Raw genomic sequence first — 23,749 nt, 5'->3', positions numbered from 1 at the left:
GTAAAGTATATTAATAATTATATTTGCTGTAAATAATTATTAGATTTAAACATGAAGAAGATTATTGGATTTATTCTGACACCCATTTTTTATTTCTTTTTTGCCTTGTGCCTTTTAGTTTTTCACCCAATACAATGGTTGAGCCTAAAGTTTGGCGGATATACAGCACATAAAAAGAGTGTCGATATTCTTAATTTCTTTCTCACCTATTGCAATATTTTGCTGTTTAATACGATATCTTTTACTGATAATAAAAACATTCCAACCGGACAGCCCATTATTTTCGTTGCAAATCATCAAAGTACATTTGATATACCGGCTATGATCTATTTTCTGCGAAGATTTCATGGAAAATTCATTTCAAAAATAGAACTAGCGAAGGGAATTCCAAGTATTTCCTTCAATTTGAAACATGGTGGGGCAGCAAATATTGACCGTAAGGACTCAAAACAGTCTATCGGTGAAATATTAAAACTTGCAAATAATATGAAGACCAAAAACTGGTCAGCTTTTATTTTCCCGGAAGGTACTCGCACTCGAGATGGTAAAATGAAGCCTTTTCATGTTGGCGGAATAGCTACATTATTAAAGAAAAATCCCGATGCACTAATTGTTCCTATCGCAATAAATGGTTCATATGAAATGACTAAAAATGGCTTATTTCCTCTTACACCCTTTGTCAAAATGAGCTGGGAAGTTTTAGATCCTATTAATAAAACTGATAAAACTTTGGAAGAAATAGTATTAGAAGCTGAACAGAAGATCCGTTTAAAAGTCAAAAATGGTTAGATTATTTAACCTGCCGACCTTTCCAATCATATTTACCGATATTACCAAGTATACCAATATACACGAGGTATATTATATGAAACGAGGAAAGAATTGGTAAATACCGCATTAACTCCTCTCTCTTAGAAAACTGAGTTAAGGGTTGAATAAATAGATATTCAACTATGATTTTAGCGATTAATACTACCAAAAAAGTAAAAAGATAGGAATAATGATAAAATAAACCTACGATAAGACAGGTAAGCATACAAAAGTTGAATAACCAAATTGTGATTCCGAGTAACACAATTGCTTTATTTTTATATTTTGTACTCTTAGAAGCCCAACGCTTCCGCTGACTTATAAATGACCTAATTGTAGGCTTAGCATCGGTATAAACCACTGCATCTGTAGATTTACAGAATCCTATTTTATGTGGATATTTTGCAGCAACTTTATGCAAAAATAATTCATCATCACCAGATGCTAATTCATCGATACCGGCAAATCCACCCATTTCATAAAAAATATCTTTTCGATATGCCAAATTTGCTCCGTTGCAAGTTGTCGGATTTTTATTACCAATACCTGCTGCGCCTAAGCCTATTAAATATAAAAACTCAAGTGTTTGAAGTCTTTCAAAAAATGATTTCTCTTCTGAATACACTACAGGAGAAGATAAAAGATATAAGTCTTGAGTTTCAAAATAGCTAATGATTGTCATTAACCAATTTTCACCCATCCTACAATCAGCGTCAGTTGTAACAATGATCTCTCCTGTACATAAATCAATAGCCTTCGCTATAGCAAGCTTTTTATATGAATTCAATTTATTGCTCTCATTCAACTGAATTAATTGTACTCCTCTGTGCGCGTAGGACAATACAACATCACTTGTCCGATCAGTAGAATGGTCATCGATTACAATTAATTCAAACTGTTCAGGTGGAAATTTTTGATTAAGTACAGCATCAATAGTACGTGCTATACCATTTTCTTCATTACGTGCAGCTATAATAATAGAAATACGTTTGACCGGTAAACAGTTCGATATTACAGTTGGTATTTCAAACCAACCTTTCCGCATATACAGAACCAGAGCGATATACACAATCGCCAATATTATCGTAATAAAACTAAGACTTAGAATCACCAAAAAAATTTATTTTCAAAACAAAAATAGAACCTAAAACAGCTGGAAGTATCAAATTAACGAACCAAATACAAGAAACAATTGCCATCACGGCTAGTTCTTGATTTGTGATATAACTATAAAGATTACCTGCAACAAAACTTCTTACACTAAAATCAAAAATATCCAATGTCGGTAATGCGGCCTGCACAAAGAAAAGAATAAATATCATCAAAATCATTGCCACGAATGGTAATTCTGGTAAAATGACCAACATTAAAATAATGTACTGAGAAGTAAAAATGATAAATCTTGCCAACGATATCAATATGACAACAAGCAATTCCTTAAAAGTATACTCTTCCAAAATAGAAAAGAAAGGTTTGATACGTTCTAGAAATTTAATTCGACCAACCAATAAATCAATCCAATGCACATTAAAATAAAGTACTAAAAAACCTGTCGCATACAATATTGCTAATAACCAAATTCCAAACTCTATAGAAACCGGAGTATCCATATAAGTACATGCAAACCAAGCAATACTTAAAGCACCAGCTATACTGGTTAATACAAGTTGTGCAAATAACCCAACTCCCATTGCTATAGCACCTTTTGCTCGATTTTCAGGTTTCAAAAACAAAACACGACCTCCATATTCACCAATCCTATTTGGAGTAAAAATAGCCCATGTTAATCCACTAAATACCGATTGAAATGCACGTCCAAAAGATATTCTTTCAATTCTAATAGCCAAATATTGCCATTTTACAACTTCAAGCATCCAATTAACAAACATCAAGAACACGATTAAGCTAAATGTCAACCAGAAATAATGAGGATCTATACCTGCGATTAATGTTTCAAACTTCAGAAGATTTTTAGGATCGGATAATTGTTGATAAATATACCATCCAGCAAAAGCTAGTACCGCAATTTTTATCAATATCCCGCTATATTTTTTTTGAACCTTTGTTAGCATTTATCAATTTTGGACACAATGTTACTAAATATTAATCAAAGCTAAAGTTATTTTATGGCAATATTAGTATCCATTACATCTTCATTTTTGAATCGTTACGAAATAAAAAATGTAATATTGCACATGCAGAAGGAGAAAGCAAAAGAGAGAATTATTTTAGGTATTGACCCCGGAACAGCTGTTCTAGGTTACGGAATCATACGTGAACAAGGAAACAATATCAGTCTCATTACTATGGGAGTCGTGAAAATGGGGCATCTTGATGACCATGCTCTGAAACTCCAACGTATATTTAAAAAAACTACTGCTTTAATAGAGGAATATAAACCGGACAGTGTTGCATTAGAAGCTCCATTTTATGGAAAAAACATACAAGTAATGTTGAAATTAGGAAGAGCACAAGGTGTCGCTATGGCCGCCGCATTAAATTTTGATATTCCTATATTTGAATATGCTCCACGAAAAATAAAGCAATCAGTAACTGGAAATGGAAATGCAACCAAAGAGCAAGTAGCAGGCATGCTCAAATCATTATTAAAATTTAATGAAAGCCCTGAATTTTTAGACGCAACAGATGGATTAGCTGTTGCTGTTTGTCATTCCTTTCAAAAAAATGCGACCTCCGAAACTGGCAAAAGTTACAGTGGTTGGAGTGCATTTGTAAAAGATAATGAAAAAAGAATCAAGTAATTATAGCTGTACTTGCCTTATAACATTTTTCACATTTAATTCAACAATATCAGTCATCGATTTACACTTCAAATACTGTTCACTTGAATGAGAAATTGCATAAGCTTCACGCAATTGTTTTATATTTTCCTCTGTCGATAATTGTTGGGTTTTTGATGCGTCCCTAAGGTCAGCGATCCGATGCCTTTCACTACGTACACGATGTACAATAGATGATCGCTCTTCTTGTTGATATTGAGAAACCGTTTTTTCTGTCAAATGTTCCATTGAAAGTTGCACATAAGGAAAGTTTTCTTTGAAAAATTGTGGCATGTACACTTTTGGATTGCCTTCATAAAATTGCTGGTCAAAATCAATAGCTCGAATTCTGAATTGAAAATCGTCAAAATCTGGAGTTATTTGTACGACGAAATTATAAGCGCGCATATCACCTAACAAAGTAATTATGCAACGTTCGTTAAATTTAACAAACTCCTTAGAAATACGTGTTAGATTATAATCTGGTGTATACATCCGTTGCTTGGCAAAAGTATCACCAGGGATTCCAACAATATGTTCCTCAACCAAAGTTTCATTATCGACCATATAATTTACCTGATTTGGCGATAAGATTTCCTCCAATTCTAAGCCATAAATACGAGATGCATCAGCTTGCTTAATATAAAAATAATCATAAACATCATTCAGTCGGTTTACAATACGAATTCGAAAAGGCCTTGTATTACCAAACGCACAATACTCAACACGATCAATATACTTATGTTGCACAATACGGGTATTACCCGATGCCTTTAATTTAGCATATATTACTTTCAAACCTTCATATAAATGATCAATCAGATATGGTGGATATAATGGCGTTTCCCAAAAAGTGTCGTTACCGTATTTATCCAATACAGGTATAGTTTCAGTAAAAGATAAAAGATCCTTATAAGTAATAGGAAGCTTTGCATCACGTTGATATAGTCTCAAGTATTTATGTAATCCCTCTCCTACTGCAAAAATGGGTTTCTTCCTTGAAATTTTAACATCTTCTATTTCCATAAATATCTTTTTAAAATCAAATGCCAATAGCAATAAAAATCTATACAAAATTTGTTATTTAAATATCACATTAACAATATGTATATAAAATTTTTACTAAATTTACATAGATAAACCAACAAATCTTAGTATTTTTGAAAAATTTAAAAATTTAATCCGATACGACTATTTGGTAATAAATTATCGGTTTGGGTTAACTTAATTAATAACAGCACTTTTAATGGAAAACAACTATTCTAATTACGATTTAGACAATCTTGATATTCAGATATTATCAATTTTGATGAATGATGCGTCTATTCCTTATACAGAAATAGCAAAAAAGTTAATTGTATCTGGTGGCACTATACATGTACGCATGAAAAAAATGGAAGAACTAGGTATTATTAAAGGATCCAACTTAATTATTAATCCTCAGAAAGTTGGTTTCGATATCACTGCCTTCTTAGGGATTTACCTTGAAAAAGGATCTCAATACTCTGATGCTGTTGCTCAATTAAAAGAAATTAAAGAAGTCGTTGAATTACATTACTGCACGGGACAATATAGTATTTTTGCAAAAATAATCTGTCGCGATACTGTACACCTGCGTAAAGTATTAAATGAAGATATACAATCTGTACAAGGAATTCAGCGTACTGAGACTATTATATCTCTTGAAGAGAGTATAAAAAGACAGATTAGTTTAGTCTAGTCTAAATTATTAATCGTATAAACAAAAAAGCACAAAATATATTTTGTGCTTTTTTGTTTATACGATTTTTTCTAAAATATTAATATAATCGTCAATGCCTTTCCTAATTTCATCCAAGAAAATAAACTCATCGGCCATATGCGATCGTCCGGAGAAGCCCGGTCCTAACTTCACAGAAGGTATCCGCAACAATGCTTGATCACTCATTGTAGGAGAGCCATAAGTCTTTTTTCCAAGACTAACACCTGACAAAACAAGAGGATGATCTTCTGGAATAGAAGATGAATTTAAACGTGTTGAACGAGCATGGACATCAGATTGTACATGTAGTTTTATTATTTCTAATGTTTCTTCATTACTGTATGCATCTGTTGTTCTAACATCGACAACATAATCGCAAGTTGCGGGAACAACATTATGTTGAACACCACACTGAATCATCGTCACGGACATTTTAATGGGTCCTAATTTATTTGATTCACGCTCAAACTGGTAGGATCTAAACCATTCGATATCTGCTAATGCATTATATAAAGCATTTTCTCCCTCATCTCGTGCAGCATGGCCTGATATGCCATGAGCAGTGCAATCTAATACCATTAGGCCCTTTTCTGAGATCGCTAAATCCATTAAAGTTGGTTCTCCTACTATAGCAAAATCTAAAGTTCCTAAATCTGAAACAATTGATTCAATTCCACATTTACCGGAGATTTCCTCTTCAGCAGTAGCTGCTAAACAAAAATTATATTTTAAATCTTTGTCTTCATAAAAATGTAGAAAAGTTGCAATCAAAGAAACCAAACATCCACCTGCATCATTACTTCCTAATCCATAAAGCTTTCCATCTACTATATCTGGAGAAAATGGATCTCTTGTATAACCAGTGTTTGGTTTTACAGTGTCATGATGTGAGTTCAACAGTATCGTAGGTTTATCGGTACTATACCATTTATTATAAACCCAAATATTATTTGCTTTTCTGTAGGGAACAATTCCTTTCGCAGTAAAGAATTGTGCTATTATCGTTGCAGTTTCTTCTTCCTCTCTACTAAAAGAAGGGGTACGTATTAAAGACTTTAATAAGGCTAAACTTTCTTCAAATAACTCAACTCGATTATTCATTGTAGAGGCCTCCAGCTTTTTGTGCAGACAATTTTATTCCTTTAATAAATGCGGAACTGAAACCATGGTGTTCCATTTCATTAAGCCCTGCAATAGTACACCCCTTAGGCGAAGTCACCTTATCAATTTCACTTTCAGGATGTGATTGAGTTTGCAATAATAAATCTGCGGCACCTTTTGCTGTCTGAACAGCCATTTTAAGAGCATCATGCGCATGAAAACCAATTTCTACTCCACCCTGTGAAGCTGCTCGTATAGCTCTCAAGAAAAAAGCAATACCACAAGCACATAATGCAGTAGCAGAAGTCATTAAATCTTCGTTAATAACTACAACTGCGCCCACCGTTTCAAACATAACTTCTACATCCTTCACAATATCTGAAGGTGCATTATCAGTTGCAATACATGTCATCGACTGACCAATTGCAATTGCTGTATTTGGCATTGCCCTTACGACCAATGCATTTACACCAAGCACTTCTTTTATATCAACGCAACTTACCCCAGATACAACAGATACAAAAACCTGATTAGAACCTTGAACTATCGGAGCTATTTCTTCCAAAACTTTTCGTAATTGTTGAGGTAAAATTGCAAAGACAATAATATCGGCATCTCTAACTGCTTCGATATTACTATCTGTAACAACAAAACCATCTTCCCTTTCTTGATTTAAGGCTTTAATATTACGTCTTGTTAAAGTGATTTGATCCGCATTACAAAACTGATTTTTTACTAATCCTTTTGCAAGAGACAAACCAATATTCCCCGTTCCGATAATGGTAATTCTTTTCATGATTAAAATTCTATTTTAAGGTCAAACAAGTGCCAAATTGGCCCTGTTGGAATAAGTGCAAATTATTGGCATGACCAATATACACATTCCGAACACCTTTTTGTATAGCATCGAATGCATTTTGCAATTTTGGTACCATTCCATCATGAATAACACCGTCTTCCTTTAACTGTAAAAATTCGTCGGCACGGATTGAATTAATTACAGACTGTTCATCATTGATATCTTTAAGTACACCATTTTTTTCAAAACAATATACTAGAGATGTATCATATAATGATGACAGCCCAACAGCTAAAGCTGATGCGATCGTATCTGCATTGGTATTTAAAAGTTGTCCTAAACCATTATGAGTTATTGCAGAAAATACAGGAACAAATCCCGCTTCCAAAAATTTCTTAATAGAAGCAGTATTGACAGAATCGTGCAAAATATCCCCGACAAAGCCGTAATCAATATCTTTAACAGGTCGCTTTATTGCTTTAATTGTACCTCCATCCGCACCACTTAAACCAATAGCATCACATTGTAAAACTTGAAGCTTTGCAACAATATTTTTATTAGTTAAACCCGCATACACCATTGTAACAACCCGCAACATTGCTTCATCTGTAATTCTTCTGCCTTCCACCATCTTAGCTTCAATTCCCAAATCTGTTGCAATACGTGTCGCAATCTTTCCTCCTCCATGCACTAAGATTTTTTTGCCAGGCAAAGCCGCAAATTTTTCCAAAAATGAGTCTAACAATACTTCATCATCGATAATATTGCCACCAATTTTTATAATATTAAGGCCACTATTTGACATCTTTCTCTCTAAATCTTCCAAAATAATTTATTTACAGACCTATTTATTTTTTTCTAAGCTTTCAAGCATACGTTTTAAAACAACCTGTGCAGCCCATACACGATTACCAGCTTCCTTAATGACCAAAGAATTAGGCCCATCAAGTACCTCTGCGGATAATTCTAAATCACGTCTTACTGGTAAGCAATGCATAACCTTTGCGTCATTTGTTAACGCTAATTTCTCATTATCAATTAACCAATTTTCAATAACTGGATATACTTCACCATATTCCTCATAAGAAGACCAATTCTTAACATAAACAAAATCTGCATTTTTGAGACTCTGATCTAGATCATTTGAAATCTTCGCACCCTCAGTAAACTCTTCAGACAATTGATATCCCTCTGGATGTGCTATAGTGAAATCGACCAAGCCTTCAACCTGCGCTTGACACATCCACTCTGAAAAAGAATTTGGTACCGCTTGTGGCAAAGCTTTTACATGTGGTGCCCACGCTAAAACAACCTTTGGTTTTTCTGTGACTTTATATTCACTTATTGTTATAATATCAGTTAAACTCTGTAAAGGATGGCGGGTTGCACTTTCCAAAGACACAACTGGAACACCACAATATTCGATAAACTTATTAAATAAATCTTCAGAGTAATCCTCATCCCTATTTTTCAATTTAGGAAAAGAACGTAAGCCCAAAATATCACAATACTCACCCATTACCGCTGCGGCCTCACGGATATGTTCAACAGTAGTTCCGTTCATTACGACACCATCTTGAGTCTCCAATGCCCAGCCATCTTTATCCATATTCATAACCATGACATTCATTCCTAAATTCATAGCTGCTTTTTGAGTACTTAAACGTGTGCGCAAACTTGGGTTTAAAAATACCAGACCCAATGTTTTGTATTTGCCCAAACTTTCCAAAGTGTTAGGGTTAGCTTTCAACTCCATTGCTTCTTTAACTATTTCAGAAACACTAGCAACATCTTTAACTGAAAAAAACTTTTTCATATATTTATCTTATTCAAAAAACTAACCTTCCAAAATTTCTGTAAAAGCCGTTAAAAATTGATCGGCCATTTCTTTTGTTGTATTTAATGCGGGCAATAAGCGTATTACAGTAGGCTTTGCTTCACCTGTAAATATTCTATGCTTTTCCAACAGATCTTTCCTTACATGCGCTAATTCACTAGGTAAATCAATACCTATCATCAGTCCTCTTCCTCTTACTTCAGAAATTTGATCAAACTTGCGTAATTCTTCAATTAAATAAGATCCAACAGTCGCTGCATTTTGAATTAAACTATCCTGTTGAATAACTTCTAAGACAGCAACAGCGGCTGCACAAGCCAAATGATTTCCCCCAAAAGTAGTTCCCAGCATACCGTATGATGCCACAAATTTTGGAGCGATGCTAATTGCACCGATAGGAAAACCATTACCCATACCTTTTGCCATAGTATAAATATCAGCTTCTATCCCAGAATAATCATGAGAATAAAACAAACCAGAACGGCCATAACCACACTGTACTGAATCAGCGATAAATACAGAAGCATATTGATCGCAGAGTGTGCGTATCAGACGAAGAAATGAAACAGACGCTTCCCTTATGCCACCAACACCCTGTATACCTTCAATAATCACCGATGAAATTTCCTCGCCATAATTTTTGAAAGCATTAGATATAGCATCTTCATCATTAAAAGGTAAGAAAATGACGTTATCAGTCTCATTGACAGGAGCAATAATATTTGGATTATCAGTACAAGCTACTGCCAAAGATGTACGACCGTGAAATGCCTTTGAAAAAGCAATCACTTTTTTTCTTGAATTATAAAAAGAAGCCAACTTTAACGCATTTTCATTTGCCTCTGCACCTGAATTACATAAAAACAAATGATAATCCTCTTTCCCAGAAACTTTACCTAATAATTGAGCTAATTCACGCTGAATAGGAATCTCCACAGAATTCGAATAAAATCCAATTTGATTTAATTGTTCTGTGATACGTTGAACATAATGTGGATGCGTATGACCAATTGAAATCACAGCATGACCACCATATAAATCCAAGTAAGGATTTTCTTCGGCATCCCACACCGTTGAGCCCTGTGCTCTTACAATATTGATTGGATTAATGGGATAAACGTTAAATAAGTCCATTGATAATGAATAAATAATTAAATGAGAAACATAAGTCCGATATGCATTGCAAATATAGCTAAGTCTTCCTAAAAATCCGTTAAAAATAAAAAAGCCTATCATTTTCATGATAGGCTTTATATCTAAAAAAATTAAAGAACTAGTCTTTGTTTTCTTCTTCTGTAGACGCAGTAACATCCGTTTCAGCTGGAGCTTCTTCAGTTGTATCAGCTTTCTTCTTAGAAGTACCACGACGACGAGTTGCTTTTTTCTCAGTAGCAGCTTTAGCACCGTAAATTTCATTATAGTCTACCAATTCGATAAATGCCATTTCAGCGTTATCACCTAAACGATTTTCCATTTTGATAATACGTGTATAACCACCTGGACGATTAGCTACTTTTTCCGAAATTTCACGGAACAAGATAGTAACAGCCTCTTTATCTTTTAAGTAAGCGAAAACAGTACGACGAGAGTGAGTCGTATCGTTTTTAGATTTAGTAATCAAAGGCTCAACATATTTACGTAACGCTTTAGCTTTTGCTAAAGTTGTTGTAATACGTTTATGTTTTACTAATGACGTTGCCATGTTAGCTAACATTGCCTTTCTATGGCTGTCAGTACGACCTAAGTGATTTACTTTTTTTCCGTGTCTCATTTTTAATTTAATTTTAATGTATATACCGTCTCTTCACAGAGGGAATTATATACAAGCCGCTTATTAATATATTAATCTTCGTCTAACTTATATTTAGACAAGTTCATTCCAAATGATAAACCTTTCGATTTAACCAATTCTTGGATTTCGCTTAATGATTTTTTACCGAAGTTTCTGAATTTCAACATATCTGCTACGTCATAAGTAACTAATTCAGATAGTGAGCGAATATCAGCAGCTTTCAAACAGTTCAATGCGCGAACTGATAGATCTAAGTCAACTAATTCCATTTTCAAAATTTTACGCATATGTAAAATTTCTTCATCAACAACTTTAGTTTCCTCTTTAGTCTGAGACTCAAGAAGCATATTCTCATCAGAGAATAAGATAAAGTGTTGAATTAAGATTTTAGCAGCTTCTTTTAAAGCTTCTTCTGGATGAATCGAACCATCTGTAGAAATATCTAACAACAATTTCTCGTAGTCAGTTTTTTGTTCTACACGGTAGTTCTCAATGGTAAATTTAACATTCTTAATCGGAGTAAAGATCGAATCAATCGCGATTAATCCTACAGGACCATCAACGACTTTATTCTCATCAGCATTTACATAACCACGACCTTTAGCTACGCTCAATTCTACTTCAATTGTAACCGAGCTATCCATGTTACAGATAACCAAATCAGGATTTAATACTGTAAAGTTGTTTGAGAATTTTGTGATATCACCAGCTGAGAATTGCTCTTGACCATTGATTACTACAAATATCTTTTCGCTATCACCTTGATCACCAGTTTTTTGAAAACGTACTTGTTTCAAATTCAAAATGATCTCCGTAACGTCTTCAACTACACCTTTGATAGTTGAAAATTCGTGCGAAACGCCTGAAAACCTTATCGACGTAATTGCATATCCTTCTAATGAGGACAATAAAATACGGCGCAAAGCATTACCAATGGTTACACCAAAACCAGGCTCCAATGGACGAAATTCGAACGTACCATCAAAATCTGTAGATTTTTGCATGATAACTTTATCCGGTCTTTGAAATGCTAAAATTGCCATTTATTTCTTTTTAAAGTTTTTGTAATAATACTTGCAATACAATAGAATATGCATAATCCATAATGGACTATGCATATTGCTACTTTATTTATTATTTAGAGTATAACTCTACGATTAAGTTCTCTTTGATATTCTCAGGAATGTCAGATCTCTCAGGGAAACTTAAAAAAGTACCTGTAAGTTCTTTTGCATTCCACTCCAACCATGAGTATTTGTTGATAATTCTACCAGCAACTGAATCAGTGATTGTTTCAAGAGTTTGAGAACGCTCACGAACAGCGATTACATCACCTGGACGTAAGCTATATGATGGAATGTTAACTAATTCTCCGTTAACAGTAATGTGTTTGTGCGATACTAACTGACGTGCAGCAGAACGAGTAGGGGCAATACCTAAACGGTACACCGTGTTATCTAAACGAGCTTCTAATAATTTCAAGAAGATCTCCCCTGTAATACCTTGTTTTGAGGCAGCTTTAACAAACAAATTAGCGAATTGACGCTCTAACACCCCGTAAGTGTATTTTGCTTTTTGCTTTTCTAACAACTGAATAGCGTATTCAGATTGTTTACCTCTGCGTTTAGATGCTCCATGTTGTCCAGGAGGATAATTCTTTTTTTCTAACGCTTTATCTGGGCCGAAAATCGGCTCTCTAAATTTACGGGCAATTTTGGACTTAGGTCCTGTATATCTAGCCATTTTTTTTCTCTTAAAGTATCTATTAGCCTTTAGCTAATGAATCTTATCTTTAACCTAATTAAACTCTTCTACGTTTTGGAGGACGACAACCGTTGTGAGGAAGTGGTGTGATATCTTTGATAGTAGTCACATCGATTCCAACAGTTTGTAATGTTCTGATAGCCGACTCACGTCCAGCACCAGGTCCTTTTACGAATACTTCTACTTTGCGTAGACCTAAATCGTATGCAACTTTTCCACAGTCATTTGCTGCTTGTCCTGCCGCGTACGGTGTATTCTTTTTAGACCCTCTAAAACCCATTTTCCCAGCACTTGACCAAGAAATAGTTTGACCTTGATTATTAGTCAAAGTTACAATGATATTATTAAACGTAGCATTGATGTGTGCTTGACCAACAGGCTCAATAACAACAATACGTTTTTTTGCAGCTTTTTTAGTTTTAGCCATTTCTTAATTTTTATTTAGTAGCCTTTTTCTTGTTTGCAACTGTCTTACGTTTACCCTTACGAGTACGAGAGTTGTTTTTAGTGCGTTGACCACGAACTGGTAAATGCTTACGGTGACGTAATCCACGGTAACAACCGATATCCATTAAACGTTTAATGTTTAATTGAATTTCAGAACGTAAAGCACCTTCCACTTTAATCTCATCAGAAATCAAAGTACGAATTGCTGCTAACTGATCATCATTCCAATCTTGAACTTTAATGTCATGACTGATTTCCGCCTTATCTAAGATAAGCTCTGCTGTTGTACGACCGATACCAAAAATGTAGGTAAGGCCGATAACACCCCTTTTGTTTTTAGGTAAGTCAATACCTGCTATCCTTGCCATATATGTTTAGCGATTATTTTTAAATAATTAACCCTGACGTTGTTTGTACTTAGGGTTCTTTTTGTTGATTACAAAAACTTTTCCTTTGCGACGAATGATCTTACAATCAGCGCTACGTTTTTTTATTGATGCTCTTACTTTCATGATTTTAATATTTTCAAAAGCTTGCACTATCAGACTACCAATCCGTTATTTATAACGGTATGTGATACGTCCTTTAGTCAAATCATAAGGAGACATTTCTAATTTAACTTTATCCCCAGGCAAAATTTTGATATAGTGCATACGCATTTTACCAGAAATATGAGCAATGATTTCATGCCCATTTTCCAATTCCACCCTAAACATAGCATTAGAAAGTGCCTCTCTAATTATTCCATCTTGTTCAATTGAGGCTTGTTTAGCCATATATTCTTGATTATTATTTTGTTAAATAGCCTGCAAACAGGAGTGCAAAGATATATAAAATAATTGAAAATCAACTATTTTTCACCTAAAACTTTCTCTACATGTTCAAATGTCAACAGCACATCGGGTTCACCTTTTCGAATAGCGACCATTTGCTCGAAGTGCGCCGACAGTTTACCATCAACAGTACTTACTGTCCATCCGTCATCCCAAAACTTCACGCCTGCCTTTCCTGCGTTGATCATTGGTTCAATACAAATAACTAAACCAGACTCTAGCTTAGCACCAGCACCACGTTTACCGTAGTTTGGCACCTCAGGTTTTTCATGTAAATGAAAACCGACACCATGTCCAACTAATTCTCGTACAATACCAAAACCATATTTAGAAACATGTTCCTGTATAGCTGCACCGATATCTCCAACACGTTTTCCAGCTACAGCTTGCTCTATGCCTTTGTACATAGATTCTTTTGTTACATCAAGTAACAGCTGCGCTTCTTCAGTAACATTACCCACACCAAAAGTGTAGGCTGAATCACTAATAAAACCGTTTAGATTTACGCCACCGTCAACAGAAACAAGATCTCCATCTTTGATTATATAATCACTTGGAAATCCATGAACGATCTGATCGTTAACAGAAATACAAAGTGAGTATGGAAATCCATGATAATTAAGGAACGCAGGCGTACCACCATTATCATGGATAAACTCGTAAGCTAACTTATCAAGAGATAAGGTGGTGATGCCAGGTTTAATAACCTTAGCAACTTCACCAAGCAATTGCGAAAGTACATTTGCAGACAAACGCACTTGCTCTATTTCTTCCTCTGATTTATAATATACTTTAGACATCTAAAGAATTTAAATTGCCGACTGATCTACACCCTCAACTGACGCAGGAGTTCTTCCTTTTATACGTCCAGTTTTCATTAATCCGTCATAGTGACGCATCAATAAGTGGCTTTCAATTTGTTGCAAAGTATCCAACACAACACCTACCAAAATCAATAAGGACGTACCTCCGTAGAAATGCGCAAATTGATTATTAATACCGAATAAACTTGCAATAGCAGGTAATATAGCAATAATCGCAAGGAAAATTGCTCCCGGGAATGTGATATTTGAAATCACACGATCAATAAAGTTACTTGTTTCTAGACCTGGTTTGATACCTGGAACAAATCCACCATTTTTCTTCATATCATCAGACATCTGCTGAGGATTAACCATAATTGCTGTATAGAAAAATGTAAATGCTATAATCAAAACAGCAAAAGTTACATTATAAGCAACAGATGTATAGTTACTCAACGATGTTAAGAAATCAGACTGAAGATTAGGGAAAAATTGACCCAAACTCATTGGCACAAACATAATCGCTTGCGCGAAAATGATTGGCATTACACCAGCAGCATTAACCTTTAATGGTATATACTGTCTTACTCCACCCACTTGTTTGTTTCCAACAATCTTCTTTGCATATTGAACAGGAATCTTACGAACTCCTTGTACAATTAAAATTGTAAATACAACGACAAAGAACAAAGCTAAAAACTCCAATAATAATGGAATTGGTCCACCACCACCTTTACTCATACGTGATACCCACTCCGCAGTAATACCACTTGGCAATTGTGCGATAATACCAGTCATAATGATCAAGGAAATACCATTACCAATACCTTTATCAGTAATCTTTTCTCCTAGCCACATTACAAACAAAGTACCCGCTGTCAAAACTATTGCAGTAAGAATAGTGAACATAGGATCTGCTAATGTTTTCGCAGCAGGCTCAATTTGAGTTCTAACATACGCAAACGCTTGAAGCAAAGTAATCGCTAACGTTAGATAGCGCGTAATTTGATTCATTTTAGTACGACCACTTTCACCCTCTTTCTGCATTTTTTGGAAATAAGGAACCGCGATGCCCAATAACTGAACAACAATGGATGCCGAGATATAAGGCATTACACCCAATGCAAAGATAGCTGAGCGAGAGAATGACCCCCCTGCAAACATATCTAGCAACCCAAGTAATCCTTCTTTTTGACCGGAAGCCAAAGCTTGAGGATTAACTCCAGGTAATACAATATGACATCCAATACGGTAAATCAGAAGAAATAGCAACGTATTCAAAATACGTGTACGTAAATCGTCTATTTTCCAAATATTGGTTAAGGTTGTGATTAGTTTCTTCATTTATTAAAGTTTAACAATAGAACCGCCTGCTGCTTCAATAGCTGCTTGAGCAGAAGCCGAGAACGCATGTGCTGTAACTTCAACTTTTGCTTTCAACTCACCACGACCCAAGATCTTAACTTTATCTTTCTTAGCTACTAATCCATGAGCAACTAATTCTTCCAAAGTTACAATAGTCAAATTATGCTTCTCAACTAATTCTTGCAAAGCATCTAAGTTTACACCATTATACTCTACGCGGTTTAAGTTTTTGAAACCAAATTTAGGCACACGACGTTGCAAAGGCATTTGACCACCTTCAAAACCGATCTTTGTACTATGACCTGAACGAGAACCTGCTCCTTTGTGACCACGTGTAGAAGTACCACCGCGACCAGAACCTGTACCACGACCAATACGTTTACGATTTTTTACGGAACCTTTTGCAGGTCTTAAATTACTTAAGTTCATTTTAAAACTAAATTGTGTTAGGCCTTCGCTTTCACTAAACAGGTCCTAACTATTAAAAAATTGATTGATAGCAAGTAATGGAAAAGACCCTAAAGCCCTTTCCATATGCTAATATTAAATAGTGCTGATAGCTACTAAGTGATTCACTTTTCTCACCATACCAATGATAGCAGGTGTAGCTTCAACTTCTACTGAGTGATTGATTCTTTTCAACCCTAATGCCTCAATAGTTTTCTTTTGGCGCTCGCTTCTGTCGATAACGCTCTTTATCTGGGTGATTTTAATTTTTGCCATGATAATTAACCGTTAAATACTTTGTTTAAATCGACACCGCGGTGCTGTGCTACTGTGTACGCATCACGCATATTAGCTAAAGCGTCAATAGTTGCCTTTACCACGTTGTGTGGGTTAGATGAACCTAATGACTTTGCTAATACGTCTTTAATACCTGCAGATTCTAATACGGCACGCATTGCACCACCTGCTAAAACTCCTGTACCTGCGATTGCTGGTTTAATCAAAACTGAACCACCTGAATATTTACCATATTGAGCGTGAGGAACAGTACCTTTGATAATAGGAACTTTAACTAAGTTTTTCTTAGCGTCATCAATTCCTTTCGTAATTGCTTCAGTAACCTCTTTCGCTTTACCTAAACCGAAACCAACGATGCCGTTTTCATCACCTACAACCACGATTGCAGAGAAACTGAAAGTACGACCACCTTTAGTAACTTTAGCTACACGTTGGATACTTACTAAGCGATCTTTTAATTCAATCTCGCTTGATTTTACTCTTTTTATATTGCTTAATGCCATTTCTTCTATGATTAAAAGTCTAAACCGCCTTCGCGAGCACCTTCAGCCAAAGATTTGATACGGCCATGGTATAAGTACCCATTACGGTCAAAAACTACTTTACTAATTCCAGCTGCAACTGCTTTTTCTGCAACCAATTTACCTACTGCTTTTGACTGCTCAACTTTGTTGCCTGAAGCAGCAAAATCTTTTGAAGTGCTAGAAGCTGACACTAATGTCTTTCCTGCAACATCATCAATAATCTGAGCGTAGATACCTTTATTACTTCTAAAAACTGACAAGCGTGGACGCTCTGTTGATCCAGCCAGGTGTTTTCTGATTCCTTTTTTGATTCTCTCTCTACGAGATGCTTTATGTCCTGCCATGGTTATTATTTTTTAGCTGATTTACCTGCTTTTCTTCTTAATACTTCACCTACAAACTTAATACCTTTACCTTTGTATGGCTCTGGTTTACGGAAACCGCGGATTTTCGCTGCAATTTGACCGATTAATTGTTTGTCGATAGATTCCAAAGTGATAGTAGGATTTTTACCTTTATCTGCAGTAGTTGTTGCTGTAATTTCCTTTGGCAACATAAATACAATCTGGTGAGAGAAACCTAAAGTTAACTCTAATACATTACCAGTACATGCTGCACGGTAACCTACACCGACTAATTCTTGAGTAGTTTTGTATCCTTCAGTTACACCGACAACCATGTTGCTCAATAGAGAGCGGTATAATCCGTGTAATGCTTTGTGTCTTTTTTGATCTGTAGCACGAGTTACAACGATGTTACCATCTTCTTGAGCAACTGTAATGTCACGATCAACTTGTTGTGTTAATTCACCTTTAGGGCCCTTTACCGTAACTAAATTCTTGTCAGATACAGTCACCGTTACACCAGCAGGTATAGCGATAGGCGCTTTTCCAATTCTTGACATTTCTTTGTGATTTTCCTAGATTAATAAACGTAACATAAAACTTCACCACCAACATTTTGTAAGCGAGCTTCTTTGTCTGTCATAACTCCTTTAGAAGTTGACAAAACAGCGATACCCAAACCATTCAAAACACGAGGCATAGTCTCAACACTTGCATACTTTCTTAAACCAGGTTTACTCACACGTGTCAACGTACGAATAGCCGAGATCTTGCTAATAGGATTGTATTTCAAAGCAATTTTAATTGTGCCTTGAACTCCAGTCTCTTCAAATTTGTAATTAGCAATGTAACCTTTATCAAAAAGAACTTTAGTAATTTCTTTTTTAAGGTTCGATGCAGGAATTTCAACAACCCTGTGGTTGGCCTTAATGGCATTCCTTACTCGTGTAAGGTAATCCGCTATTGGATCTGTATTCATTATATATAAAATTGTGACAACGGTTTCCTTCCCAACCTTTGGGACAGACCTTTTATCGATTAATAAATTTTAACGTAAAAAACCCTAGCAAATCTTATATAAGATTTGCTGGGGCAAAATTACTTATTTTTTTGATATTACCAAGAAGCTTTTTTAACCCCCGGGATCTTACCGTCTAACGCCATCTCACGGAATGTAACACGAGAGATACCGAATTGACGCATATATCCTTTAGGACGTCCTGTTAATTTACAACGGTTGTGTAAACGAACTGGAGAAGCATTCTTAGGTAATTTATCTAATGCAGCATAATCACCAGCAGCTTTTAACGCAGCACGTTTGTCAGCAAATTTAGCTACTAATTTAGCGCGTTTTACTTCGCGAGCTTTTAATCCTTCCTTAGCCATTGTTATTAGTATTTTGATTTTTAAATGGTAAACCGAATTGTTTCAACAATTCTAAAGCCTCAACATCGTTTCCTGCGCTAGTCACGAAAGTGATGTCCATACCTTGAATTTTGTTGATTTTATCAATGTTGATCTCAGGGAAAATGATTTGCTCAGTAATACCTAAGTTGTAGTTACCTCTACCGTCGAAACCTTTATCATTGATACCACGGAAGTCACGAATACGTGGAAGTGATACAGCGATTAAACGATCTAAGAACTCATACATGTTGTTATCACGCAAAGTAACACGTGCACCAACAGGCATACCTTTACGTAATTTAAAGTTTGAGATATCTTTTTTCGATTTAGTTGCAACAGCTTGTTGACCAGTAATTAATGTTAACTCTGAAAGAGCATTATCAATTAATTTCTTATCTGAAGTAGCAGCACCTACACCTTGTGAAACAACGATTTTCTCAAGCTTAGGAACCTGCATAACACTTTTATACTGGAATTTTTCTTTAAGTGCAGTACGGATTTCCTCCGCATATTTCACTTTTAATCTTGGTACGTAAGTCATTATTTAATTTCCTCCCCTGATTTTTTTGCTACACGAACAATTTTACCATCTTCGTTAACTTTACGACCTACACGTGTAGGAGCTCCTGTTTTAGGATCAATGAAAGCTAAGTTAGAAATATGGATAGCTGCTTCTTTTTCAATAATACCACCATTAGGATTAGCCGCACTTGGTTTAGTGTGTTTTTTGATGATATTAGCGCCTTCTACAACAGCTCTATTAGCATCCACTAAAACTTGCAATACTTTTCCTTGAACACCTTTAGAGTTACCAGCGATAACTTTCACTAAATCACCTTTTTTGATCTTGATTTTGTGTGTAGTTGTTGTTGTTTTTTTGTATGCCATAATTATAAAACCTCCGGTGCTAGTGATACAATTTTCATGAACTGTTTCTCACGTAATTCTCTAGCAACTGGGCCAAAGATACGTGTACCACGTGGTTCATCATTATTATTTAATAATACTGCAGCATTGTCATCAAAACGAATATAAGAACCATCTTTACGACGAATTTCTTTTTTAGTTCTAACAACTACAGCTTTAGAAACAGTACCTTTTTTTACGTTTCCTGAAGGTAAAGCGCTTTTGATGGTAACAACAATTTTATCACCTATCGAAGCATAACGCTTACCTGTGCCACCTAACACACGGATTACTAAAACTTCTTTAGCTCCGCTGTTATCAGCAACATTTAGTCTTGATTCCTGTTGTACCATGTTATTTAGCTCTTTCTAATATTTCTACTAATCTCCAATTCTTAGTCTTACTCAGCGGACGAGTTTCCATAATTAATACCGTATCGCCGATACCACAGGTATTAGTTTCGTCATGAGCAGTAAATTTAGTAGTTTTTTTAACGAATTTACCATAGATAGGGTGTTTCACTTTACGCTCAACCTTTACTACGATAGATTTCTCCATTTTATTGCTAACTACTAAGCCGATTCTTGTTTTTCTTAATTGTCTTTCCATTTCGACTTTAATTTATGCCTCAGAGGCTGTTTCTTTTTTAGCAGCAGCTTTACGAGCAGTCAACTCTGTACTAAGACGAGCGATTTCTCTACGAGCCGTTTTGATTACATTAGGGTTCTCAATTGCAGAAACAGCATGTGCAAATTTCAATTTGCTAAGGGCAGCTTTCTCTTGTACTAAACGAGCAGCTAGATCCTCTGTTGATAATTCTAAAATTTCTGAATTTTTCATTTTATTTCAGTTGTTATATTGGGTTATCATTAGTTTATATATAGCCTTAGGAGTAACGGTCCTAAGGCTAAAAAAATGATATTACCAACGATTTATGCTTCTACGTAATCTCTACGTATAACAAACTTAGTTTGAACCGGAAGTTTCTGAGCAGCAAGGCGTAAAGCTTCTTTAGCAATTTCTAAAGATACTCCTTCTGCTTCAAATAACATACGGCCTGGGCGGACTACGGCAACCCAGTATTCTGGAGCTCCCTTACCTTTACCCATACGTACCTCTGCAGGTTTTTTAGTAACAGGTTTATCAGGGAAGATACGGATCCAAACTTGACCTTCACGTTTCATGTAACGTGTCACTGCAATACGAGCTGCCTCGATTTGACGGCTTGTGATCCATGCTTCCTCCAATGATTTGATACCGAATGAACCGAAAGCTAACTCTGCTCCACGAGAAGCGTTACCTTTCATACGTCCTTTCTGCATCTTTCTGAACTTTGTTCTTTTTGGCTGTAACATGTTCGTTATCTATTTTAATCCCGCCAGAGACGGGATATATTAAAATCTTATTATTAATTAATCTCTTTTTGCACCACGGTTGTTTCCACCACGATTATTGTTTCCACCACGACGGTCACCACCACGACCACCTTTACGGTTGTCACGGCGATCAGCACCACCTTCGTTTCCACCACGCGTTTTCACACCAGAAGCTTGACCAATGTTTGGAGATAAGTCACGTTTACCGTAAACCTCACCTTTACAGATCCAAACTTTGATACCGATTTTACCGTAAGTAGTTAATGCTTCAGCTAATGCATAGTCGATATCAGCACGTAATGTGTGTAAAGGAGTTCTTCCTTCTTTGTACTGCTCAGAACGTGCCATTTCAGCACCACCTAAACGACCAGAACACATTACTTTGATACCTTCAGCACCCATACGCATTGTCGAAGCTATTGTAGTTTTCATTGCACGACGGAATGAAATACGAGCCTCTAATTGCTTAGCGATACCTTCAGCTACTAATTTTGCATCTAACTCAGGACGTTTGATCTCGAAAATGTTAATTTGAACATCTTTCTTAGTGATTTTCTTTAACTCTTCTTTAATCTTATCAACTTCCTGACCACCTTTACCGATAACGATACCAGGTCTTGCTGTATGAATAGTTACTGTGATACGTTTTAAAGTTCTTTCAATAACAACTTTTGCTACACCACCTTTTGCTATACGAACAGAAAGATATTTTCTAATCTTTTCGTCTTCTACTAATTTATCGGCATAGTTTTTTCCTCCGAACCAATTAGAATCCCAACCTCTGATGATTCCTAATCTGCTACCTATTGGATTTGCTTTTTGTCCCATTTCTCAATAAATTAGTTTTGTTCAACGTTAGATTTACTGTCAACGATCAAAGTAACATGGTTCGAACGTTTACGAATTCTGTAACCGCGACCTTGAGGAGCTGGACGTAATCTTTTCAATTGACGACCACCTGCTACTGATACTTCTTTAACGTATAATTGACTATCTTCAACTGATTTACCTTCGTTTTTAGCTTCCCAGTTTTTAATTGCAGATAATAATAATTTCTCTACACGGATTGCTGCTTCCTTGCTTGTATGCTTCAAAATATATAAAGCATTCTCTACTTTCTCGCCACGAATTAAGTCCACTACTAAACGCATCTTACGAGGTGAAGTAGGGCAATTTAATAATTTGGCAGTAGAAGCTCCTCCTATTTGAGCTTTCTCTTGCTCTTTGCGCTGTTTTATTAAAACAGACTTTTTAAGTTTTTTTGTTGCTTCCATTACCTATTATTTTTTCTTTTCTGCGTGGCCTCTGAATGTACGCGTAGGAGCGAATTCGCCTAATTTGTGACCTACCATGTTTTCCGTTACATAAACAGGGATAAATTTATTCCCGTTGTGCACTGCAAAGGTATGACCAACAAAATCAGGAGAAATCATTGATCTGCGAGACCATGTTTTGATAACTGACTTTTTGTTAGTTTCATTCATAGAAAGAACTTTTCCTTCTAAGTTGTGATCGATATAAGGACCTTTTTTAATTGAACGAGCCATTATTTTTTCCTTCTCTCAATGATGTAACGATTCGATGTTTTCTTCTTGTCGCGTGTTTTGAAGCCTTTAGCTAAAACACCTGTGCGTGAACGAGGCTGACCTCCTGAGGTACGACCCTCACCACCACCCATAGGGTGATCGACAGGGTTCATAGCTACACCACGAACTCTTGGACGACGTCCTAACCAACGGTTACGACCAGCCTTACCTAACACTTCAATTCTTCTATCGTGATTAGATACCGAACCGATTGTAGCCACGCAAGTCAATAAGATCATACGTGTTTCACTTGAAGGTAATTTAATAATAGCGTATTTACCATCACGAGCAGATAATTGCGCATAAGTACCAGCCGAACGAGCGATTGAACCACCTTGACCAGGGTTCAACTCAATGTTATGGATGATAGAACCCAATGGAATATTTGCTAATGGAATAGTATTACCTACTTCTGGGGCAACTTTTTCACCTGCTACTACAGTCATTCCAACTTTTAAACCAGCTGGAGCGATGATGTAACGTTTCTCACCATCAGCATAATGCAATAATGCAATACGTGCTGTACGGTTTGGATCGTACTCAATTGTAGCTACTGTTGCAGGGATATCTTTTTTATCGCGTTTGAAATCTATTAATCGGTATACTTTCTTGTGTCCCCCACCGATGTAACGCATAGTCATTTTACCGGATTTATTACGACCGCCCGATCTTTTGTTGCTTCCAACTACTAATGATTTTTCAGGAACATTAGTTGTTACGTCAGAATAGTCAGCGCCTACTCTGAAACGAGTACCAGGGGTTACCGGTTTGAATCTTTTAACTGCCATCT

The 23,749-nt window shown here is 35.9% G+C and carries 37 protein-coding genes; 3 read left to right on the top strand and 34 right to left on the bottom strand.

Annotated features, from left to right (window positions below; all coding sequences use genetic code 11):
- Positions 1-51: 51 nt before the first annotated feature.
- Complete coding sequence (locus tag WH188_RS24930; protein WP_168127888.1) at positions 52-789, top strand: lysophospholipid acyltransferase family protein; 738 nt, start codon at positions 52-54, stop codon at positions 787-789.
- 1 nt (position 790) lies between these two features.
- Here the strand turns inward: WH188_RS24930 and WH188_RS24925 are convergent, their stop codons facing one another.
- Together WH188_RS24925 and WH188_RS24920 are read right to left on the bottom strand one after the other, a co-directional pair.
- Positions 791-1,879, bottom strand: coding sequence for a glycosyltransferase family 2 protein (locus WH188_RS24925; RefSeq protein WP_317126555.1), 1,089 nt, complete (start codon positions 1,877-1,879; stop codon positions 791-793).
- A 25-nt stretch (positions 1,880-1,904) separates the two neighbouring features.
- Positions 1,905-2,882 (bottom strand): lysylphosphatidylglycerol synthase domain-containing protein, encoded by a 978-nt coding sequence (locus tag WH188_RS24920; RefSeq protein WP_132843585.1) that lies wholly within the window; start codon positions 2,880-2,882, stop codon positions 1,905-1,907.
- A gap of 123 nt (positions 2,883-3,005) precedes the next feature.
- Between WH188_RS24920 and ruvC the strand changes: the two genes are divergently transcribed.
- Entirely contained in the window at positions 3,006-3,572 is a 567-nt protein-coding gene (ruvC, locus tag WH188_RS24915) for a crossover junction endodeoxyribonuclease RuvC (protein ID WP_132771796.1), read from the top strand.
- Here ruvC and WH188_RS24910 read toward each other — a convergent pair whose 3' ends face one another.
- A complete protein-coding gene (locus tag WH188_RS24910; protein WP_168127889.1) occupies positions 3,573-4,616 on the bottom strand; it encodes a hypothetical protein in 1,044 nt (347 codons plus the stop codon).
- Between the two features lie 220 nt (positions 4,617-4,836).
- Between WH188_RS24910 and WH188_RS24905 the strand changes: the two genes are divergently transcribed.
- Complete coding sequence (locus WH188_RS24905; protein ID WP_021189698.1) at positions 4,837-5,310, top strand: Lrp/AsnC ligand binding domain-containing protein; 474 nt, start codon at positions 4,837-4,839, stop codon at positions 5,308-5,310.
- A 57-nt stretch (positions 5,311-5,367) separates the two neighbouring features.
- On the opposite strand, the gene WH188_RS24900 is transcribed toward WH188_RS24905, so the two are convergent.
- The 31 genes from WH188_RS24900 to rplB form a co-directional block, all read right to left on the bottom strand.
- Positions 5,368-6,432 (bottom strand): M20 family metallo-hydrolase, encoded by a 1,065-nt coding sequence (locus WH188_RS24900; RefSeq protein ID WP_132771532.1) that lies wholly within the window; start codon positions 6,430-6,432, stop codon positions 5,368-5,370.
- Positions 6,425-7,228, bottom strand: coding sequence for a pyrroline-5-carboxylate reductase (gene proC, locus WH188_RS24895; RefSeq protein WP_021190952.1), 804 nt, complete (start codon positions 7,226-7,228; stop codon positions 6,425-6,427). Before proC ends, WH188_RS24900 begins: the two co-directional genes overlap by 8 nt.
- A 10-nt stretch (positions 7,229-7,238) precedes the next feature.
- Positions 7,239-8,036, bottom strand: a complete 798-nt coding sequence (argB, locus tag WH188_RS24890) for an acetylglutamate kinase (protein ID WP_132771797.1) — start codon at positions 8,034-8,036, stop codon at positions 7,239-7,241.
- Positions 8,037-8,075: 39 nt separating this feature from the next.
- Positions 8,076-9,047: an acetylornithine carbamoyltransferase gene (locus WH188_RS24885; protein ID WP_021190950.1), complete on the bottom strand. Its 972-nt coding sequence runs from the start codon at positions 9,045-9,047 to the stop codon at positions 8,076-8,078.
- A gap of 21 nt (positions 9,048-9,068) precedes the next feature.
- Entirely contained in the window at positions 9,069-10,202 is a 1,134-nt protein-coding gene (locus WH188_RS24880) for an aspartate aminotransferase family protein (RefSeq protein ID WP_168127890.1), read from the bottom strand.
- Positions 10,203-10,341: 139 nt separating this feature from the next.
- Positions 10,342-10,839 carry a 50S ribosomal protein L17 gene (rplQ, locus tag WH188_RS24875; protein WP_132843578.1) on the bottom strand — a complete coding sequence of 166 codons (498 nt, stop codon included), beginning with the start codon at positions 10,837-10,839 and terminating at the stop codon, positions 10,342-10,344.
- 71 nt (positions 10,840-10,910) lie between these two features.
- Positions 10,911-11,903 carry a DNA-directed RNA polymerase subunit alpha gene (locus WH188_RS24870; protein WP_108159147.1) on the bottom strand — a complete coding sequence of 331 codons (993 nt, stop codon included), beginning with the start codon at positions 11,901-11,903 and terminating at the stop codon, positions 10,911-10,913.
- 91 nt (positions 11,904-11,994) lie between these two features.
- Positions 11,995-12,603: a 30S ribosomal protein S4 gene (rpsD, locus tag WH188_RS24865; protein ID WP_021190947.1), complete on the bottom strand. Its 609-nt coding sequence runs from the start codon at positions 12,601-12,603 to the stop codon at positions 11,995-11,997.
- A 58-nt stretch (positions 12,604-12,661) separates the two neighbouring features.
- Positions 12,662-13,051 (bottom strand): 30S ribosomal protein S11, encoded by a 390-nt coding sequence (rpsK, locus tag WH188_RS24860; RefSeq protein ID WP_021190946.1) that lies wholly within the window; start codon positions 13,049-13,051, stop codon positions 12,662-12,664.
- Between the two features lie 10 nt (positions 13,052-13,061).
- Complete coding sequence (rpsM, locus tag WH188_RS24855) at positions 13,062-13,439, bottom strand: 30S ribosomal protein S13 (protein WP_132771534.1); 378 nt, start codon at positions 13,437-13,439, stop codon at positions 13,062-13,064.
- Between the two features lie 27 nt (positions 13,440-13,466).
- Entirely contained in the window at positions 13,467-13,583 is a 117-nt protein-coding gene (gene rpmJ / locus WH188_RS24850) for a 50S ribosomal protein L36 (protein ID WP_038702005.1), read from the bottom strand.
- A gap of 45 nt (positions 13,584-13,628) precedes the next feature.
- Complete coding sequence (gene infA / locus WH188_RS24845; RefSeq protein ID WP_002997456.1) at positions 13,629-13,847, bottom strand: translation initiation factor IF-1; 219 nt, start codon at positions 13,845-13,847, stop codon at positions 13,629-13,631.
- A 74-nt stretch (positions 13,848-13,921) separates the two neighbouring features.
- The gene (map, locus tag WH188_RS24840) at positions 13,922-14,704 is read right to left on the bottom strand and encodes a type I methionyl aminopeptidase (RefSeq protein ID WP_132771535.1); all 783 of its coding nucleotides are present in this window, start codon (positions 14,702-14,704) and stop codon (positions 13,922-13,924) included.
- A 9-nt stretch (positions 14,705-14,713) separates the two neighbouring features.
- A complete protein-coding gene (gene secY / locus WH188_RS24835) occupies positions 14,714-16,051 on the bottom strand; it encodes a preprotein translocase subunit SecY (protein ID WP_038695510.1) in 1,338 nt (445 codons plus the stop codon).
- A gap of 3 nt (positions 16,052-16,054) precedes the next feature.
- The gene (rplO, locus tag WH188_RS24830; protein WP_132771536.1) at positions 16,055-16,501 is read right to left on the bottom strand and encodes a 50S ribosomal protein L15; all 447 of its coding nucleotides are present in this window, start codon (positions 16,499-16,501) and stop codon (positions 16,055-16,057) included.
- Positions 16,502-16,615: 114 nt separating this feature from the next.
- Entirely contained in the window at positions 16,616-16,795 is a 180-nt protein-coding gene (gene rpmD / locus WH188_RS24825; protein ID WP_021190941.1) for a 50S ribosomal protein L30, read from the bottom strand.
- Between the two features lie 5 nt (positions 16,796-16,800).
- A complete protein-coding gene (gene rpsE, locus WH188_RS24820) occupies positions 16,801-17,319 on the bottom strand; it encodes a 30S ribosomal protein S5 (protein WP_132771537.1) in 519 nt (172 codons plus the stop codon).
- Between the two features lie 11 nt (positions 17,320-17,330).
- Positions 17,331-17,684 carry a 50S ribosomal protein L18 gene (gene rplR / locus WH188_RS24815; protein ID WP_021190940.1) on the bottom strand — a complete coding sequence of 118 codons (354 nt, stop codon included), beginning with the start codon at positions 17,682-17,684 and terminating at the stop codon, positions 17,331-17,333.
- Positions 17,685-17,689: 5 nt separating this feature from the next.
- Positions 17,690-18,244 (bottom strand): 50S ribosomal protein L6, encoded by a 555-nt coding sequence (gene rplF, locus WH188_RS24810; RefSeq protein ID WP_021190939.1) that lies wholly within the window; start codon positions 18,242-18,244, stop codon positions 17,690-17,692.
- Between the two features lie 20 nt (positions 18,245-18,264).
- Positions 18,265-18,663 (bottom strand): 30S ribosomal protein S8, encoded by a 399-nt coding sequence (gene rpsH, locus WH188_RS24805; protein WP_132771538.1) that lies wholly within the window; start codon positions 18,661-18,663, stop codon positions 18,265-18,267.
- A 137-nt stretch (positions 18,664-18,800) separates the two neighbouring features.
- Positions 18,801-19,070 carry a 30S ribosomal protein S14 gene (gene rpsN, locus WH188_RS24800; protein WP_021190937.1) on the bottom strand — a complete coding sequence of 90 codons (270 nt, stop codon included), beginning with the start codon at positions 19,068-19,070 and terminating at the stop codon, positions 18,801-18,803.
- Positions 19,063-19,632, bottom strand: a complete 570-nt coding sequence (gene rplE / locus WH188_RS24795; RefSeq protein ID WP_132771539.1) for a 50S ribosomal protein L5 — start codon at positions 19,630-19,632, stop codon at positions 19,063-19,065. Before rplE ends, rpsN begins: the two co-directional genes overlap by 8 nt.
- Positions 19,632-19,979: a 50S ribosomal protein L24 gene (gene rplX, locus WH188_RS24790; protein WP_132771540.1), complete on the bottom strand. Its 348-nt coding sequence runs from the start codon at positions 19,977-19,979 to the stop codon at positions 19,632-19,634. The genes rplE and rplX overlap by 1 nt, the downstream gene beginning before the upstream one ends.
- 2 nt (positions 19,980-19,981) lie before the next feature.
- A complete protein-coding gene (gene rplN / locus WH188_RS24785; protein WP_021189647.1) occupies positions 19,982-20,350 on the bottom strand; it encodes a 50S ribosomal protein L14 in 369 nt (122 codons plus the stop codon).
- 1 nt (position 20,351) lies between these two features.
- Positions 20,352-20,606: a 30S ribosomal protein S17 gene (gene rpsQ, locus WH188_RS24780; RefSeq protein WP_021189648.1), complete on the bottom strand. Its 255-nt coding sequence runs from the start codon at positions 20,604-20,606 to the stop codon at positions 20,352-20,354.
- A 12-nt stretch (positions 20,607-20,618) separates the two neighbouring features.
- On the bottom strand, positions 20,619-20,837 hold the full coding sequence (gene rpmC / locus WH188_RS24775; protein ID WP_021189649.1) for a 50S ribosomal protein L29: 219 nt from the start codon (positions 20,835-20,837) through the stop codon (positions 20,619-20,621).
- A 92-nt stretch (positions 20,838-20,929) separates the two neighbouring features.
- On the bottom strand, positions 20,930-21,352 hold the full coding sequence (rplP, locus tag WH188_RS24770; protein WP_021189650.1) for a 50S ribosomal protein L16: 423 nt from the start codon (positions 21,350-21,352) through the stop codon (positions 20,930-20,932).
- Between the two features lie 57 nt (positions 21,353-21,409).
- A complete protein-coding gene (gene rpsC, locus WH188_RS24765) occupies positions 21,410-22,201 on the bottom strand; it encodes a 30S ribosomal protein S3 (RefSeq protein ID WP_021189651.1) in 792 nt (263 codons plus the stop codon).
- A gap of 11 nt (positions 22,202-22,212) precedes the next feature.
- Complete coding sequence (rplV, locus tag WH188_RS24760; RefSeq protein ID WP_021189652.1) at positions 22,213-22,647, bottom strand: 50S ribosomal protein L22; 435 nt, start codon at positions 22,645-22,647, stop codon at positions 22,213-22,215.
- A 6-nt stretch (positions 22,648-22,653) separates the two neighbouring features.
- A complete protein-coding gene (rpsS, locus tag WH188_RS24755) occupies positions 22,654-22,920 on the bottom strand; it encodes a 30S ribosomal protein S19 (protein ID WP_021189653.1) in 267 nt (88 codons plus the stop codon).
- Positions 22,920-23,747 (bottom strand): 50S ribosomal protein L2, encoded by an 828-nt coding sequence (gene rplB, locus WH188_RS24750; RefSeq protein WP_021189654.1) that lies wholly within the window; start codon positions 23,745-23,747, stop codon positions 22,920-22,922. The genes rpsS and rplB overlap by 1 nt, the downstream gene beginning before the upstream one ends.
- Positions 23,748-23,749 lie beyond the last annotated feature (2 nt).

Origin of the sequence: Sphingobacterium sp. MYb388, assembly GCF_037479535.1 — a bacterium.
In the GTDB taxonomy this organism is placed as follows: domain Bacteria; phylum Bacteroidota; class Bacteroidia; order Sphingobacteriales; family Sphingobacteriaceae; genus Sphingobacterium; species Sphingobacterium anhuiense.
Note: the sequence above shows the minus strand (reverse complement) of the source record. Positions and strands in the feature narration are given on the sequence as shown.

Excerpts from the sequence above, each read along its gene's own strand:
- WH188_RS24930 (WP_168127888.1), top strand. The coding sequence starts at position 52 with ATGAAGAAGATTATTGGATTTATTCTGACACCCATTTTTTATTTCTTT.
- WH188_RS24920 (WP_132843585.1), bottom strand. The coding sequence starts at position 2,882 with ATGCTAACAAAGGTTCAAAAAAAATATAGCGGGATATTGATAAAAATT.
- ruvC (WP_132771796.1), top strand. The coding sequence starts at position 3,006 with ATGCAGAAGGAGAAAGCAAAAGAGAGAATTATTTTAGGTATTGACCCC.
- WH188_RS24910 (WP_168127889.1), bottom strand. The coding sequence starts at position 4,616 with ATGGAAATAGAAGATGTTAAAATTTCAAGGAAGAAACCCATTTTTGCA.
- WH188_RS24905 (WP_021189698.1), top strand. The coding sequence starts at position 4,837 with ATGGAAAACAACTATTCTAATTACGATTTAGACAATCTTGATATTCAG.
- WH188_RS24900 (WP_132771532.1), bottom strand. The coding sequence starts at position 6,432 with ATGAATAATCGAGTTGAGTTATTTGAAGAAAGTTTAGCCTTATTAAAG.
- proC (WP_021190952.1), bottom strand. The coding sequence starts at position 7,228 with ATGAAAAGAATTACCATTATCGGAACGGGGAATATTGGTTTGTCTCTT.
- argB (WP_132771797.1), bottom strand. The coding sequence starts at position 8,036 with ATGTCAAATAGTGGCCTTAATATTATAAAAATTGGTGGCAATATTATC.
- WH188_RS24885 (WP_021190950.1), bottom strand. The coding sequence starts at position 9,047 with ATGAAAAAGTTTTTTTCAGTTAAAGATGTTGCTAGTGTTTCTGAAATA.
- WH188_RS24880 (WP_168127890.1), bottom strand. The coding sequence starts at position 10,202 with ATGGACTTATTTAACGTTTATCCCATTAATCCAATCAATATTGTAAGA.
- rplQ (WP_132843578.1), bottom strand. The coding sequence starts at position 10,839 with ATGAGACACGGAAAAAAAGTAAATCACTTAGGTCGTACTGACAGCCAT.
- WH188_RS24870 (WP_108159147.1), bottom strand. The coding sequence starts at position 11,903 with ATGGCAATTTTAGCATTTCAAAGACCGGATAAAGTTATCATGCAAAAA.
- rpsD (WP_021190947.1), bottom strand. The coding sequence starts at position 12,603 with ATGGCTAGATATACAGGACCTAAGTCCAAAATTGCCCGTAAATTTAGA.
- rpsK (WP_021190946.1), bottom strand. The coding sequence starts at position 13,051 with ATGGCTAAAACTAAAAAAGCTGCAAAAAAACGTATTGTTGTTATTGAG.
- rpsM (WP_132771534.1), bottom strand. The coding sequence starts at position 13,439 with ATGGCAAGGATAGCAGGTATTGACTTACCTAAAAACAAAAGGGGTGTT.
- rpmJ (WP_038702005.1), bottom strand. The coding sequence starts at position 13,583 with ATGAAAGTAAGAGCATCAATAAAAAAACGTAGCGCTGATTGTAAGATC.
- infA (WP_002997456.1), bottom strand. The coding sequence starts at position 13,847 with ATGGCTAAACAAGCCTCAATTGAACAAGATGGAATAATTAGAGAGGCA.
- map (WP_132771535.1), bottom strand. The coding sequence starts at position 14,704 with ATGTCTAAAGTATATTATAAATCAGAGGAAGAAATAGAGCAAGTGCGT.
- secY (WP_038695510.1), bottom strand. The coding sequence starts at position 16,051 with ATGAAGAAACTAATCACAACCTTAACCAATATTTGGAAAATAGACGAT.
- rplO (WP_132771536.1), bottom strand. The coding sequence starts at position 16,501 with ATGAACTTAAGTAATTTAAGACCTGCAAAAGGTTCCGTAAAAAATCGT.
- rpmD (WP_021190941.1), bottom strand. The coding sequence starts at position 16,795 with ATGGCAAAAATTAAAATCACCCAGATAAAGAGCGTTATCGACAGAAGC.
- rpsE (WP_132771537.1), bottom strand. The coding sequence starts at position 17,319 with ATGGCATTAAGCAATATAAAAAGAGTAAAATCAAGCGAGATTGAATTA.
- rplR (WP_021190940.1), bottom strand. The coding sequence starts at position 17,684 with ATGGCAGGACATAAAGCATCTCGTAGAGAGAGAATCAAAAAAGGAATC.
- rplF (WP_021190939.1), bottom strand. The coding sequence starts at position 18,244 with ATGTCAAGAATTGGAAAAGCGCCTATCGCTATACCTGCTGGTGTAACG.
- rpsH (WP_132771538.1), bottom strand. The coding sequence starts at position 18,663 with ATGAATACAGATCCAATAGCGGATTACCTTACACGAGTAAGGAATGCC.
- rpsN (WP_021190937.1), bottom strand. The coding sequence starts at position 19,070 with ATGGCTAAGGAAGGATTAAAAGCTCGCGAAGTAAAACGCGCTAAATTA.
- rplE (WP_132771539.1), bottom strand. The coding sequence starts at position 19,632 with ATGACTTACGTACCAAGATTAAAAGTGAAATATGCGGAGGAAATCCGT.
- rplX (WP_132771540.1), bottom strand. The coding sequence starts at position 19,979 with ATGGCATACAAAAAAACAACAACAACTACACACAAAATCAAGATCAAA.
- rplN (WP_021189647.1), bottom strand. The coding sequence starts at position 20,350 with ATGGTACAACAGGAATCAAGACTAAATGTTGCTGATAACAGCGGAGCT.
- rpsQ (WP_021189648.1), bottom strand. The coding sequence starts at position 20,606 with ATGGAAAGACAATTAAGAAAAACAAGAATCGGCTTAGTAGTTAGCAAT.
- rpmC (WP_021189649.1), bottom strand. The coding sequence starts at position 20,837 with ATGAAAAATTCAGAAATTTTAGAATTATCAACAGAGGATCTAGCTGCT.
- rplP (WP_021189650.1), bottom strand. The coding sequence starts at position 21,352 with ATGTTACAGCCAAAAAGAACAAAGTTCAGAAAGATGCAGAAAGGACGT.
- rpsC (WP_021189651.1), bottom strand. The coding sequence starts at position 22,201 with ATGGGACAAAAAGCAAATCCAATAGGTAGCAGATTAGGAATCATCAGA.
- rplV (WP_021189652.1), bottom strand. The coding sequence starts at position 22,647 with ATGGAAGCAACAAAAAAACTTAAAAAGTCTGTTTTAATAAAACAGCGC.
- rpsS (WP_021189653.1), bottom strand. The coding sequence starts at position 22,920 with ATGGCTCGTTCAATTAAAAAAGGTCCTTATATCGATCACAACTTAGAA.
- rplB (WP_021189654.1), bottom strand. The coding sequence starts at position 23,747 with ATGGCAGTTAAAAGATTCAAACCGGTAACCCCTGGTACTCGTTTCAGA.